Source organism: Bacillus sp. LH1 (assembly GCF_057924895.1).
The window spans coordinates 3,418,415-3,432,698 of the sequence record NZ_CM175007.1 but is presented as its reverse complement, the minus strand read 5'-3'; the positions used below and the strand labels follow the sequence as shown (position 1 = coordinate 3,432,698).

Annotated in this window: 12 protein-coding genes and 2 pseudogenes; 9 read left to right on the top strand and 5 right to left on the bottom strand. The window is 32.9% G+C overall.

Translation table 11 applies throughout. From position 1 onward, the window contains the following. The first annotated feature begins 79 nt into the window (after positions 1-79). On the top strand, positions 80-2,995 hold the full coding sequence (gene colA / locus ACX9TM_RS17760; protein WP_072770238.1) for a collagenase ColA: 2,916 nt from the start codon (positions 80-82) through the stop codon (positions 2,993-2,995). A 378-nt stretch (positions 2,996-3,373) separates the two neighbouring features. Here colA and ACX9TM_RS17755 read toward each other — a convergent pair. After that, a pseudogene (locus ACX9TM_RS17755) lies at positions 3,374-3,508 on the bottom strand (ATP-binding protein); the annotation flags it as partial. A gap of 188 nt (positions 3,509-3,696) precedes the next feature. Here ACX9TM_RS17755 and ACX9TM_RS17750 point away from each other — a divergent pair. After that, positions 3,697-4,137, top strand: a complete 441-nt coding sequence (locus tag ACX9TM_RS17750; RefSeq protein ID WP_000773522.1) for a hypothetical protein — start codon at positions 3,697-3,699, stop codon at positions 4,135-4,137. Positions 4,138-4,671: 534 nt separating this feature from the next. Continuing rightward, complete coding sequence (locus ACX9TM_RS17745; protein ID WP_065382376.1) at positions 4,672-7,584, top strand: VaFE repeat-containing surface-anchored protein; 2,913 nt, start codon at positions 4,672-4,674, stop codon at positions 7,582-7,584. 277 nt (positions 7,585-7,861) lie between these two features. Here the strand turns inward: ACX9TM_RS17745 and ACX9TM_RS17740 are convergent, their stop codons facing one another. Both ACX9TM_RS17740 and ACX9TM_RS17735 read right to left on the bottom strand, forming a co-directional pair. Further along, positions 7,862-8,044, bottom strand: a complete 183-nt coding sequence (locus ACX9TM_RS17740) for a hypothetical protein (RefSeq protein ID WP_000531430.1) — start codon at positions 8,042-8,044, stop codon at positions 7,862-7,864. Between the two features lie 201 nt (positions 8,045-8,245). After that, positions 8,246-8,749 carry a GNAT family N-acetyltransferase gene (locus tag ACX9TM_RS17735; protein ID WP_000636213.1) on the bottom strand — a complete coding sequence of 168 codons (504 nt, stop codon included), beginning with the start codon at positions 8,747-8,749 and terminating at the stop codon, positions 8,246-8,248. Between the two features lie 253 nt (positions 8,750-9,002). Here ACX9TM_RS17735 and ACX9TM_RS17730 point away from each other — a divergent pair, with 253 nt between their 5' ends. The 6 genes and pseudogenes from ACX9TM_RS17730 to ACX9TM_RS17705 all read left to right on the top strand — a co-directional run bounded on the left by ACX9TM_RS17730 (position 9,003) and on the right by ACX9TM_RS17705 (position 12,765). Continuing rightward, a complete protein-coding gene (locus tag ACX9TM_RS17730) occupies positions 9,003-9,401 on the top strand; it encodes a DUF2871 family protein (RefSeq protein ID WP_000737896.1) in 399 nt (132 codons plus the stop codon). Between the two features lie 126 nt (positions 9,402-9,527). Next, the gene (locus ACX9TM_RS17725) at positions 9,528-10,919 is read left to right on the top strand and encodes an FAD-binding oxidoreductase (protein ID WP_000406573.1); all 1,392 of its coding nucleotides are present in this window, start codon (positions 9,528-9,530) and stop codon (positions 10,917-10,919) included. Between the two features lie 50 nt (positions 10,920-10,969). Beyond that, a pseudogene (locus ACX9TM_RS17720) lies at positions 10,970-11,113 on the top strand (bile acid:sodium symporter family protein); the annotation flags it as partial. Between the two features lie 12 nt (positions 11,114-11,125). Continuing rightward, positions 11,126-11,473 carry a DUF4260 domain-containing protein gene (locus ACX9TM_RS17715; RefSeq protein ID WP_001172060.1) on the top strand — a complete coding sequence of 116 codons (348 nt, stop codon included), beginning with the start codon at positions 11,126-11,128 and terminating at the stop codon, positions 11,471-11,473. A 23-nt stretch (positions 11,474-11,496) separates the two neighbouring features. After that, positions 11,497-12,024, top strand: a complete 528-nt coding sequence (locus ACX9TM_RS17710; RefSeq protein ID WP_059303544.1) for a GrpB family protein — start codon at positions 11,497-11,499, stop codon at positions 12,022-12,024. Between the two features lie 141 nt (positions 12,025-12,165). Then, positions 12,166-12,765, top strand: a complete 600-nt coding sequence (locus tag ACX9TM_RS17705) for an FMN-binding negative transcriptional regulator (protein WP_000275796.1) — start codon at positions 12,166-12,168, stop codon at positions 12,763-12,765. A 73-nt stretch (positions 12,766-12,838) separates the two neighbouring features. Here the strand turns inward: ACX9TM_RS17705 and ACX9TM_RS17700 are convergent, their stop codons facing one another. Together ACX9TM_RS17700 and ACX9TM_RS17695 are read right to left on the bottom strand one after the other, a co-directional pair. After that, on the bottom strand, positions 12,839-13,048 hold the full coding sequence (locus ACX9TM_RS17700) for a hypothetical protein (RefSeq protein ID WP_000721430.1): 210 nt from the start codon (positions 13,046-13,048) through the stop codon (positions 12,839-12,841). After that, positions 13,048-14,142, bottom strand: coding sequence for a response regulator aspartate phosphatase (locus ACX9TM_RS17695; protein WP_016125000.1), 1,095 nt, complete (start codon positions 14,140-14,142; stop codon positions 13,048-13,050). Before ACX9TM_RS17695 ends, ACX9TM_RS17700 begins: the two co-directional genes overlap by 1 nt. Between the last annotated feature and the right edge of the window lie 142 nt (positions 14,143-14,284).

Here is a 14,284-nt window from a genome sequence, read left to right as displayed (position 1 = left end):
TTTTTTCTCAATACAGGACAAAAAGCGAAAATAGTAAAATAATGGAGCGGGACACTAAAAATGTAAGGTAGGGGAGAGCATGAAAGGCTATTCAAAGAACATGTTAGTAGGGGTAAGTTTTGCTAGTTTAATGTTAGGGAGTTTTCAAGGGGTCAGTTTGGCAGAAGATACTAAGGGAGAGCAAGTTTCTTATCGAAATGTGCTCAAAATGGAGCCAGTCGGTGTACAACTACCAGTACAAGAATTAGCTCATTCATCGAAAGTGCTCGAAAGCAAGTCTTTTGAGAAAAGGTTACAATTTGCCGATTTATCACAAAGACCACCTGAGGTGAAAAAAGAAAGTAAGCAATTAGCTGTAGCGAAAACTTATACAATTGCTGAATTAAATCAATTAAGCAATCAGCAGTTAGTAGATTTACTTGTAACAATTGATTGGGAGCAAATTACGGGGCTATTTCAGTTTAATACAGACAGTCTAGCATTCTATCAAAATGATAGTAGGATGCAGGCGATTATTGATAAATTGAAGCAGCAAGGACAAGCCTATACGAAGGATGATTCAAAAGGGATTGAGACATTAGTGGAGGTATTGCGTTCAGGATTTTATTTAGGATTTTATAATTCGGAACTTAGTAAATTAAATGAACGGAGTTATCATGATAAATGCTTACCTGCATTAAAAGCGATAGCTAACAATTCAAATTTCAAGCTGGGTACATTAGAGCAAAATAGAGTGGTATCATCATACGGAAAGTTAATAGGAAACGCTTCGAGTGATGTGGAAACGATAACATCAGCTGCAAAAATTTTCAAACAATATAATGATAATTTTTCTACATTAGTAGATAATCTTTCAGCTGGAAATGCTATTTACGATATTATGCAAGGTGTTGATTACGACATTCAATCGTATTTGTACGATACGAGGAAAGCTCCGAAAGATACAGTATGGTATCAGAAAATAGATAGTTATATTAATGAACTAAGTCGTTTTGCATTAATGGGAACGATTACAGCAAAAAACGGTTGGCTTATTAATAATGGCATTTATTATACAGGTAGACTTGGTACATTCCATAGTACAGGAACGAAAGGGTTACAAGTTGTAACAGATGCGATGAAAATTTATCCGTATTTAGGGGAGCAATATTTCGTAGCTGCTGAGCAAATCGCAACGAATTATGGCGGAAAAGATGCAAATGGTAAAGTGGTGAATTTAGATCAAATAAGAGAAGATGGAAAGAAAAAATATTTGCCAAAAACGTATACGTTTGATGATGGGGCAATTGTTTTAAAAGCTGGAGATAAAGTGACAGAAGAAAAAGTAAAACGTTTATATTGGGCGGCAAAAGAAGTGAAGGCACAATTCCATCGTACGGTTGAAAGTGATCAACCTTTAGAAAATGGAAATCCTGATGATGTACTAACGATGGTTATTTATAATAGCCCAGCAGAATATCAATTTAATCGTCAATTGTACGGTTATGAAACGAATAACGGTGGTCTTTATATAGAAGGAACAGGTACGTTCTTTACTTATGAGCGTACGCCAGAAGAAAGTATTTATAGTTTAGAAGAATTATTCCGGCACGAGTTCACGCATTATTTACAAGGTAGATATGAAGTACCAGGATTATGGGGACAAGGAAAAATATATGAAAATGAAAGATTATCTTGGTTTGAAGAAGGAAATGCTGAATTTTTTGCAGGGGCAACGAGAACGGATAATGTTGTACCGAGAAAGAGTATTATAGGAGGATTATCTTCAAATCCAGCAGAGCGTTATACGGCAGAGCGAACGTTAAATGCAAAGTATGGAACGTGGGATTTCTATAATTATTCCTTTGCTTTACAATCGTATATGTACAATAAGAGATATGATATGTTCGATAAAATACATGATCTTATTAGGAAAAATGATGTAACAGCATATGATGCATATCGCTCTACATTAAGTAAAGATGCGAATTTAAATAAAGAATATCAAGACTATATGCAAATGCTAGTTGATAATCGTGAGAAGTATAATGTGCCATTAGTATCAGACGATTATTTAGCGAATCATGCATCGAAGCCAGTTTCAGATATTGCAGCAGAAATAACAGCGGAAGCAAAATTGAAAAATGTATCAGTGAAGAAAAATAAATCACAGTTCTTTAATACATTCACACTACAAGGAACATATACAGGAACTGCAGCAAAAGGAGAATACGAAGATTGGAAAACAATTACACAAAACGTTAATGATACGTTAAAACGTTTAAGTGTAAAGGAATGGACAGGCTATAAAACAGTAACAGCATACTTCGTAAATTATCGCGTGAATGCATCAGGACAATTTGAATATGATGTTGTGTTTCACGGTATTAATACAGAAGAAGGTGCAGAGAATAAAGCACCAGTTGCAGTTATAAATGGTCCGTATAGTGGAAATGTAAATGAAGCAATTTCATTTAAAAGCGACGGATCAAAAGATGAAGACGGGAAAATTACTTTGTATAGATGGGAGTTTGGTGATGGAGCAGTAAGTAATGAGCAAAATCCAACTCACGTATATACAAAAGAAGGAACGTATACGACGAAATTAACGGTAACAGACGATAAAGGAGCAACTAATACTGCTACAGCGACTGTAACTGTTCAAAAGAAAGAAGATAACAGTGTAGAAAAAGAACCGAATAACTCATTCCAAACAGCAAACAAACTGCAGTTAAATCAAGTTTTACGTGCTAGTTTAGGAAATGGCGATACAAGTGACTTCTTTGAAATTAATGTGGAGAATGCTAAAAACCTTCAAATTAACGTAACGAATGAAAATAATATCGGAATGAACTGGGTACTTTATTCTGCAGCAGATTTAAATAATTATGTTACGTATGCTCAGCAACAAGGGAATAAACTAGTAGGTAGTTACTACACATATCCAGGGAAGTATTATTTACATGTGTATCAGTATGGTGGTGGAACAGGGAATTATACGGTGGAAGTGAAGTAGTAAAAAGGGAGTTGTCTTTTTCAATGAATGGCACAAGGTCTGTACTTTAATGAAAAAACAACTGCAGGAAATGTCCCTAATGATAATAACAAATTAAGTATCGCGAGATATTATATTTACATTAAACAAATCTAATCAGTAAATGAGATAAAATCGATGAACTAGTATTTCATCACGATGTAAGAAAAGTTATAAATATTAAGTGCGTTTAATGTAGTTAAACTAAAGGATCAGAGTGTATCTGTAACAATAGATAAGCTCTGATCCTTATTATATTTAATTAACGCATATGAATTTAAGATAATTAATAAGTAAGCTAGCTAGCGGGATTCTTAAAATTCATTTATGTAATTAACTAAACAGAAAATTGTTATCACATTAGCAAGGGATACTAATAGAAAAGCGTGTCCCTTTACCTAATTCACTCTCTATTTCTATATCTCCGTTTAATTCTCTAATAATACTATAAGCAATCATAGTACCAAGCCCAGTTCCTTTTTCTGTTGCTAGAAAAAGACTTTAAAATTTACATGTTTTTTATGAAGTGTAATATTGTAGCTTTATCTATGTGGCTTTCTCAATAACTATTAAGGCGGAAAGTTAATATATATAGGTTTATAGATATGAATTATTACATAAAAACGCACTTAAAAAAGGATGTATGATGGTAATAGAATACAAACATCAAGGGGGAACTTAAAATGAAGTTAAATAAACTAGTGCTTAGTTGTGGAGTAGTTTCAGCATTAACACTTGGTGTGTTAGGGAATAATACTTATGCTGAAGAAGTACACAAAACGAATGATCCAATTCATGTAGTTGAACATGTTTCTGCAGACTTATTATTAACCCAAACAATGGATTATAGTGGTGAGGCTGTAACTTCTTTCGTATATGATGGGAGTACTGACTTAAGCTTCTCTATGAAAAATAATGGTCAAAATACAATGGGATATAGTGTAAAAGGTCCAAATACAGAGCTAATTGTTGGTGGTTATATAAAACCTGGAGAACAACAAATTAATGTTACAAATGTACGGAATGCTTTATCTCCATTACCGAATGGAACATATAAAATTTACGTTTCAAATGATGATGGTTCTAAGGGGCAATTCCAAGTTTCAGTAAGATCTATGAATTAAATTTAAAACGCTTTGTTTTTAAGTTAATTTAATCTTTACTTATTGGAAAGAAGCTAAATTGAATTGAGAATTACCGATAAAAATGAAAACGAGCACCTTATCTAATTGGGAGAGGGTGTTCGTTTTTTGCTATTAAACAGAAAATAATTATAAATATATTTTGATATTCCCATTGCTAACCTACTAGATTGTGTCAACTAGAGAATGTCTACTATAAAACATATTAAAATAAAGATGATGTAACATTCCGCTAAATTATATGGGGAAAGCTTAATAACTGGAGTAAAGGAATTGCTATTTATATATTTAACATACATATTTGTCTTTTAAATTGTAGACGTGTTTTAGAATTTGTATATAGTAAATTCGTTAAAAAACTTGATAAATAATAAAATGTGTAAATTTTTTGACTATTTTATTAAAATTATTTAATATTTGTAATTTATTGTTTTATAATGATAAATGGGTCGATCGTGAATGTTTTAGATATTGCGATATATACTCGGATTAATTTATTCTAGGGAGGTTACAAAATTGGGTAAGAGAGTCATTATAAGAGTTTTTACATTATTATCAGTACTGGCATTATTCCTTAATGTATTTTTACCTAGGGCTAGTGCAGAGGTTATGACGCATGAGAAATATTCAATGGACTGGAGTTATAGTAATAGTCTAGGTAAGTACATTCGCACTGAAATGATTAAAAATTCAAGTGGTCAAATTGCTTATTGCTTAACCCTTGGATTAAAATCACCAAATGGTGAAGATCTTCCTGAAATGGGGAAAACAGATAATGTAGTATATAGAGTCTTATTAAATGGTTTCCCGCAAAAAAGTGCTGAACAGCTGGGAGTAGCTAATAAAAATGAAGCGCATTATGCAACGCAACTTGCGGTTTGGAATGCATTAGGTCAACTCGATGTAAATGAATTAAAACATGAGAATAAAAATGTTGAAAAAGCAGCTAAGGCTATTATTAGTAATGCTAATAATAGTGAAGAGACTCAAGATGTTTTTATGAATGTGATTCCTGCTGAAAAGCAAAAAGCAGAATTAAAGGGTGAATTCTTCGAAACAAATCTATATTCAGTACAAACAAATGCTAAGAGTGGTTCTTATAAGGTAGTAGCGAAAAATGCACCTAATGGAGTTAGAATTGTTAGTGAAAATGGAGAAGTGAAAGATCAGCTTTCAGTTGGAGAAAAATTTCGTATCCAAATTCCTAAGAATACAAAAACGGGTGAATTTAATTTAAGTGTTGCTGCTAATTTAACTAAAGTTCAAGCAATTGCTTACCGTGGTACGGATACTGTTCAGAACGCTACAGTACTATTAGAAAGAAATGAAGAAAAGCTTAGTAGTGATCTTGCAGTAAATTGGGAAGCAGCTGGTTCTTTAAAAATTAAAAAGGTTGGAGAAAATGGAGAAGTTTTAGCTGGTGCAGTATTTGAGGTCTTTAATGTAAATAATGAATCAGTCGGAAAAATCACGACTGGTGCTGATGGTATGGCAGAATTAAACAACTTACCAATTGGTACTTACACATTAAAAGAAATTAAAGCACCAACAGGCTATGTTTCAGATGATAAACCACAAACTATTGAAGTTAAGACAGGAGAAACAGGAGCTGTCCAAATAGTAAATAACAAAGTAAAAGGTAACATCGAAATTAAAAAGCTTAGTGATTCAGGAAAGATTTTACCAAATGTTGAATTCACAGTCTTCACTGAAGATGGAAAAGAAGTGAAAAAAGTAGTAACAAAAGAAAATGGAATTGCAAACGTTGAAGGTCTTACGTATGGTAAATATTATTTCTTAGAGACAAAAACACCTAATGGATATATTGGAAATAAAACAAAGTATCCTTTTGAAATTAAAGAGCACAATAAAACACTTACTTTTACAGTGGAAAATACCGAAGTGAAAGGTAGTGTAAAATTACTAAAAGTAGATAATGAAGATATTAGTAAAAAATTAGAAGGTGCAGCATTCGAGCTAAAAGATGCAAGCGGAAAAGTAGTTGGGGAATATAAGACAGATAAAAATGGTGAGATTAACGTCAAAGATTTAGCGTATGGTAAATATTCATTTGTAGAAAAGGCTTCTCCACATGGTTACGTTCTTGTTAAAGAACAAATTATGTTCGAAATAAAGGAACATGGGAAGATTATTGAGTTATTGGCAGTTAATCATCTTATCAAAGGTGATCTAGAAATTACAAAGGTAGATGTAGCTGATGGAAATAACAAGCTTCCAAATGCAGAATTTACGATTTATAACGAAGCAGGAAAAGAAGTAGTAAAAGGAAAAACAGACGATAAAGGAATCGCTAAATTTGAAAAATTACCATTTGGAAAATACACATATAAAGAAACTGTTGCACCAAAAGGTTATGTATTAAATGAAGAAACGTTCTCTTTTGAAATTAAAGAGAATGGTCAAATCATTAAACACATTGTCAAAGATGAAAAGATTCCTTCAATAAAAACAACAGCTACTGATAAAACAGATGGTACAAAAGAAATGCACACGTCTAAGTCTGTAACAATCCAAGATAAAGTGGAATACAAAGACCTACAAGTAGGTAAAGAGTACACTTTAAAAGGTAAATTAATGAATAAAGAGACTAATAAACCATTAGTTGTAAATGGTAAAGAAGTAACTGCTGAAACGAAGTTTACACCAAAAGAAGCAAATGGTTCTATTACACTAGATTTCACTTTTGATGCAACTGGTTTAGAAGAAAAAGAAGTAGTAGTATTCGAAGAGTTACTGAAAGACGGAAAAGTTGTTACGACACATGCTGATATCAATGATAAAGGTCAAACAGTTAAGTTCGTTAAGCCATCAGTAAAAACGACAGCAACAAACAAAGCTGATGGTTCTAAAGAGTTAGACGCTTCTAAATCTGTAACAATCCAAGATACAGTGGAATACAAAGACTTAATCGTGGGCAAAGAGTATGTTGTAAAAGGTAAACTGATGGATAAAGCAACAAACAAGCCATTATTAGTTGATGGTAAAGAAGTAACAGTAGAATCTAAGTTTATTGCTAAAGAGAAGAATGGTTCTATCACACTAGATTTCACATTTAATGCTTCTGCATTACAAGGTAAAGAAGTAGTCGTGTTTGAAGAACTGTATCAAGATAATATATTAGTAGCTATTCACGCTGAAATTGAAGATAAGGGACAAACAGTGAAATTTAAAGAGGCAAAGCCGGAACAACCTAAACCAGAACAGCCAAATTCAGATAAAAATACTTCAACACCAGAGCAGCCTAACGAGCAAGTAAAAGAACAACCACAACCTAAGCAAGAAATTCAATCTAAAATTGGATGGTTACCGCAAACAGGTACTAATCTTACAAGTTGGATCTCTATGGTTGCAGGCGCATTACTGTTAATTGTTGGTGGAGTTATTTTCTTGAAACGTAAAAATGCATAGAAATTAAAAAATAAGCACATCTGTTTTTTAACAGGATGTGCTTATTTTCTTACATATCTTTGATTTAAAATAAAATTTTTGCAGGATCAATTAAATTCATTTCTTGTTATGCAAACACATTTTCAGCGAAAATAACGTCTTCACTATTTTGCGCAGGACAGACTTTATAAAAAAATGGCTACGTTTCCTGATTTTGAAATAATCTTCTCAAATTGCAATCCTGCTTTTCTAAAAGCTTTACTGCATCAACAATAGAAGTAATTGCTAAAAAGGTTATTCAAATGAAATTTATAAAAGCTTGATAGGCGATACCAAGTGAAAATACCGTAGCTACTATATGTGCAGTCCATTTAGGCATATTTAATTTCAATACGGTATTGTACAAGATTCCATATACGATACAAATAATTAATATAAATGCAATGAATTGAAGAACTAATAAAAATAGCGGTTGTCCCATTTATTTTCACTTCCTTTATTTAATATATTAATATAATTTATTTAGAAGTGAAAGTTTTATTTCTATGAATTTCCAAAAATGTGATATGAAAGGAATAGTGGTAATCACAAGAATTACTGCAAAACTATAATGTAACTAAAAGTATTATTACGAGATCAGTAAAGTAGTAAAAAAGGTCGCCATTCAAGGCGACCTTTTTTACTATGCGTTATACCCAAATAATTTTAAATCTTCTCCTGAATCTGAAATGATTTTCTCAAATCGTAATCCTACTTTTTCTAAAAGCTTTCCTGAGGCAATGTTATCTATAGAAGTAATTGCTACAATTCGTTTCATGCCGAGCTTTTGTACACCGTATTCGATTATCGCAGAAGCTGACTCGTAGCCATATCCTTTTGAACGGAATGTTTCTAAAAAGGCAAATCCGATATCAACGTCTTCTAATGAATCTCTTTTAATAAGGCCACACATACCAAGTGGAGTGAGATCTTCTTTTCGTTCTACTAAGTAAAGGCCAAATCCGAGTTTGTTATACATATCGATGGGACCGTTTACAATATAATTTTTTGCATCTTCTAAGTTTCTAACCCCTTTGTCACCGATAAACTGAATCCATGCAGGATCGTTTACTAACTCAAGAATAAAAGAAGCGTCTTTTATATCAAACCAACGAAGATTTAGACGTTCGGTTTCAAGAACTATCAATTATTACACCACCTTTAAAAAGTTATAACAATTAGTATGGATTGTGTAAAACAAAAGTGCAACATATTTTAATGGGGGTGTTTGTTCACATAAAGTTCGTTTGTTTTGTATAGAGAGATATTTTATAATTAGGATTGATTGTAAAGAGTGAGATACTTATACAATGACTCCTAGGTGACTAGGAGTTTTTACTATATAACTATCATTATTACTAAATATGACACACTACACATTCTACTCAAGGAGGTACATAATGAAGAAATTATATAATGCATCGTTTACGTATTTGATTATCGGTTTATTATCAGGGATTTTCGCTAGGGAGTATGGTAAGTATAAAGGGATTTTAGGATCTACTTTGTTAAATCTTTTGCATACACATACACTTGTACTTGGCTTTTTCTTCTTTTTAATTGCTTTAGGATTAGCAAAAGTATTCGCATTTCATGAAGTGCAAGGGTTTAATAAGTGGTTTGTTTTACATAACATTGCATTAACATTAATGTTAGGTTCGCTAGCAGCGAGAGGGCTTCTTCAGTTAAATGGAGCTGACTTTAAAGGGTTAACTTATATTGTAGGGTTTTCTCATTCGTTGATGGCAGTTACTTTAATTTGGTTTATGTTGTTAATAAAGAAATCGTTTAAAATGTAGTAAAAAAGAACTTGTAGCGTGTGCTACAGGTTCTTTTTTGTATGTTCAGATTTAATAATCTTATTTTTCTAATTATTTAGTATAAAGATGGTATACTTGTTTTAAAATTAAAAAGGAGAGTTGATTATGGAAATAACAATTGAACATGTAGTAAATGAATTAAAAGGCATACTTCCTGAAGATCGAGTAGTAATAAATATGACAGTACGAGAGTTACATAGTAAAGATGAATCTTACCATAGTAGTAGTTTACCTGATGTAGTTGTTTTTCCAAAAACAACCGAAGAAGTTAGCGCGATAATGAAAATAGCGAGTCAGCACGGAACAGCTGTCGTTCCATTTGGAGTAGGATCCAGTTTAGAGGGACATGTAATCCCTTACGAAAAAGGAATTACAATGGACTTTTCTCTTATGAACAAAATACTTGAAATAAGAGAAAAGGATTTTCTTGTGAGAGTACAGCCAGGGGTGACGCGCTCTCAGCTTAATAAAGAATTGAAAAAGTATGGATTGTTTTTTAGTGTAGACCCAGGAGCTGATGCAACGTTAGGAGGAATGGCTGCTACAAATGCGAGCGGAACGACAGCGGTAAAGTATGGGGTAATGCGTGATCAAGTTCGAGATTTAGAAGTCGTTCTTGCTGATGGAGTAGTAATACATACCGGGAATTTAGCGGCGAAGTCATCATCAGGTTATCATTTAAATGGTATTTTCGTAGGCTCAGAAGGAACACTTGGATGTTTCACGGAGTTAACTTTAAAAGTATACGGTATACCAGAACATGTTATGGCTGCGAGGGCATCGTTTCCAACTATAAATGATGCAGTAGAAGCTGTAATTAACATATTACAAGCAGGTATTCCAATCGCGAGAATTGAACTCGTTGATGAATTATCTATGAAACAAGTAAATCATTACAATGAAACAAGTTACAGAGAAGAACCGACACTGTTTGTAGAGTTCCACGGCAATGAAGCAGGGTTAAAGCAAGATATTGAATTTACGAAAGAAATCGTTCTTGATCATAAATGTATAGAAATTGCGTTTGAGATGGAAACAGCAGCGAGAAATAAACTGTGGGATGCAAGGCATAACTTAGCGTACTCTTACGTGCATAGTTATCCTGGTAAAAAGCTAATGAGTACAGACGTATGTGTGCCAATTTCGGAATTAGCTGGAGCGATTCAACATGCGAAAGAGGTATTAGATAAAGTAGGGCTTATTGGCGGTATTCTCGGTCATGTTGGGGATGGGAATTTCCATGTACTCTTAATGATTGATACAAATGATAAAGAGGAAGTGAAGAAGGCAGACGAAATAAATGAAAGTATCGTTCAGTATGCTCTTAAACGAGGAGGAACGTGTACAGGAGAACATGGCGTTGGAATCGGAAAACGAAAGTATCAAGAAGAAGAGCATGGGGCAGCATTATTTGTAATGGAGAAAATAAAGAAAGCTCTTGATCCGCAAAATATTTTGAATCCGAATAAGGTGTTTCAATTAAAAGATAGGGGCTGATTGGATGAAAGTACTAGAAGCGATAAGTAATATAGCTGGAAAGTATTTTGCATTGTGGACCGGCTGCTGCACTCCCAAGTGTATTAGCGGCAGTATGGCATAACATTGTAGGGCCAATATTAGCAACCATCTGGTCAAAAAATGCAAAGAACACTTTCAGCGATGAAAATGTATCAATAAATATAGAAAAATAGGAATGATAAATAATGCAAAAACGTATTGTACATTTTGAAGGAATGGTTGTATTTTTAGCCACGATTTATATGTATTCAATATATGAGTTTAGTTGGATTATATTTTTTGTATTCCTTTTTGCGCCGGATTTATCCATGTTAGCGTATGGGATCAATAATCACGTTGGTGCGAAAATATATAACGTATGTCATACATATATCATATCCATATTAATTGTTCTAATAGGTGTCTATTTTAAGATAGATACCGTTATAATGATTGGCTTAATATGGACAGCACATATTGGAATGGATCGAATGTTTGGATATGGATTGAAATATGAGACGGATTTTAAGGATACTCATATTCAAAGATTATAATTGCTTTTGAGGAGAGGGATACGTTGAAACAGAGAATTACTATCGAAGAATATAACATCAAATGGGAAAGTGAATTTAATAAGCTACAAACTCTCATTAACGATGTGATGGAAGACAGCATTTTATCCATTGAACATGTTGGGAGTACATCTGTTAAAGGGCTTGCATCAAAACCAATACTAGATATTGATGTTGTAATAGAAGAGTACGAAATTTTTCATGAGGTAGTAAAAAAACTTGAGAAGATAGGGTACTATCATCAGTTAGAATGGAGCTTTAAAGGAAGAGAGGCATTTGGAAGAAAGGATATGTTCGTTCCATGGAACGAGGGAAATACAGTTTGGATGGAACATCATTTATATGTGTGTGATAAAAATAGTGAAGAGTTGAGAAGGCATATAGCGTTTCGAGATTACCTTCGTGAACATACTGAAGTAGCTAATAAGTATGGAAACTTGAAGGAAGAGTTAGCAAGAGAGTCGAAAAATCGATCTAGTTATATTGAAGGTAAGACCGTATTTATTACAAATATATTAGAAAAAATAAACTAAGGCAGCATGGAATACATGCTGCCTATTGTTTTGAAATAGAAAGCTGCCATTATAAAACAAATATAAACTGGCCCTGTTGATTGATGCGGTTACTAAATATAATAGGAAATAAAATAGAAAAGAGCGGAAAAGAGGGAGCTTATGTACATACCAAAATATTTCGCAATACAAGATGAAGAGATGAAGTACGAAATAATGGAACAAAATAGCTTTGCGACATTATTTTCTCAACATAACGGAGAACCATATGCAACGCACTTGCCGTTGTTGCTAAATAGGGAGACCCTTACTTTACATGGTCACTTCGCACGACCGAATGAACAGTGGAAAGATATTGGGACTCAGCAAGTACTAGCTATATTTCAAGGACCACATAGTTACATCTCTCCGTCATGGTATGAAACAAACAATGCAGTACCAACATGGAATTACGTTGCAGTGCATGTATATGGTGAATTAGAAATTGTTGAAGATGAGAAGACATTAGTAGATTCTCTTCAAGATTTAGTAAATAAATATGAAGATCCAGAGAGCACCTACTCACTTAATGATGTAGATCCAAATTATATGGGAGGATTAAGTAAGGGAATAGTTGGATTCAAAATAAAGATAAATAAAATAGAAGGAAAAGCGAAGTTAAGTCAAAATCATTCTGTAGAGAGACGGAATTTAGTTGTGGAGAAACTTGAGAAAGTTGGTAGTGAGGAGAGTAAGAGGATTGCGGAGTTGATGAGAAAATAAAGCCTACATGAAAGGGAAATATTCTAAATAAGCGTATTTAAAAAGACCTTCTTAATTGAAGGTCTTTCATTTTTTAAAGTGCTTTTTCAGTTGTTGTTGAGTTGTAGTCTTTACTTACGTCAATAGATTGAACAAGGTCAGGTCTTTGTGGTGCAGGGGTGTCCCCAATGTTTAATGCTACATATCCTAACTGTGTTTTCGGTGTTTCTGAGGTGAAGCTTAACCCAAGAGTTGTGATGCTAATAACAGCTAAGCCAATGATGCTCAATTTAATCTTTTTCATTATATCAAAGCTCCCTTTTCTTCATGTTTTTTTCTTGCTTGATTGGCCATGTAAAAGTATTGACTAGCTTTTATATGGTCTTCTTTTTCATAAAACATATTTGCTAGAACATCAGTGTACTCTTGTATACATTCCCAAAGGTTTTCTGTTTTAAAGTAAGAAATTCCTTCCAAAATTATCATTTCTAAATCATTTATAGAAGTTTTATTATTTAGTTCTCTTAAAATCATGAAACGATATTGAAACTCTTTGTTTTCTAGTTTATTTGAGATGTTTAATCCTTTTTTTATAAGTTCTTTAGCCTGGGTATATTCTCCAAGCTTGTAGTATTCACGTGCTTCAACAAAAAGTGCTTTAAAGTGATTTGGTTGCTTAGTTGTAACCTCTGAAATATGACGCATTGCTAACTCTGAAAGGTTTTGACTTGCATATAGCCAAGCTAAATTATGTCGTACTCTTAATGATAAAGTCTCCTCTGAATACTTCTGTAGAATATTTAATGCTGAATCAAGTCTAATTTCAGCTTGTTCAAACTGTTTTAAATCAATACAAGATAAACCAAAGATGTTATCACACAAAGCAACATTAATTTCACAGTTTATATGTTTTGAAAAAATCGCTTTAGCTTCATTTGCAGATTGGATTGCTACTAGTGGTTGATATGTTTGATAATAATAGGCAGCTAAGCGGTAGTTAAATTCAGCATTCTCTAGTTCGTCAGATACGTGTATTAGCAGCTTTTTAGCGTTCTCGAAAAGGTGTTTTGCTGCATTGTAGTTTCCAATAATTGTATTGTGAATAGCCTTAAAAAAATGATAATAATAAGAAAATAGCCCATTCTCTGGAAGTGGGAAAGAATCAATTTTATTAAAATCATCTTTATTAATATTTAAACCATCTGTTAAGATTTTGTATCTGAAATTAAAAAGTGAATAATACAATTGTAGGTTTGTATCTTCTTCTGAATTAGAGATGGTATTTTCAATATCTTTTTTTATTTTTGTTGCATGGGTAGTTTGATGCTGTAACATAGCTCTATACCAGTCATTAAATAATTTTGTAATTTGTTCATTACCTTGTAGTTGAACGTTCATGAAATCCCCTCACTTTTTGAATATTCTTATAAAATATAGTATCAAAAATAAAAATATTTAGAAATGATGTTTTATATTTCTCAATATTTGTTTAACAAGCTTACGAGTAAGTCTATTGGAATAGTGTAGAATTTGTTTTGGA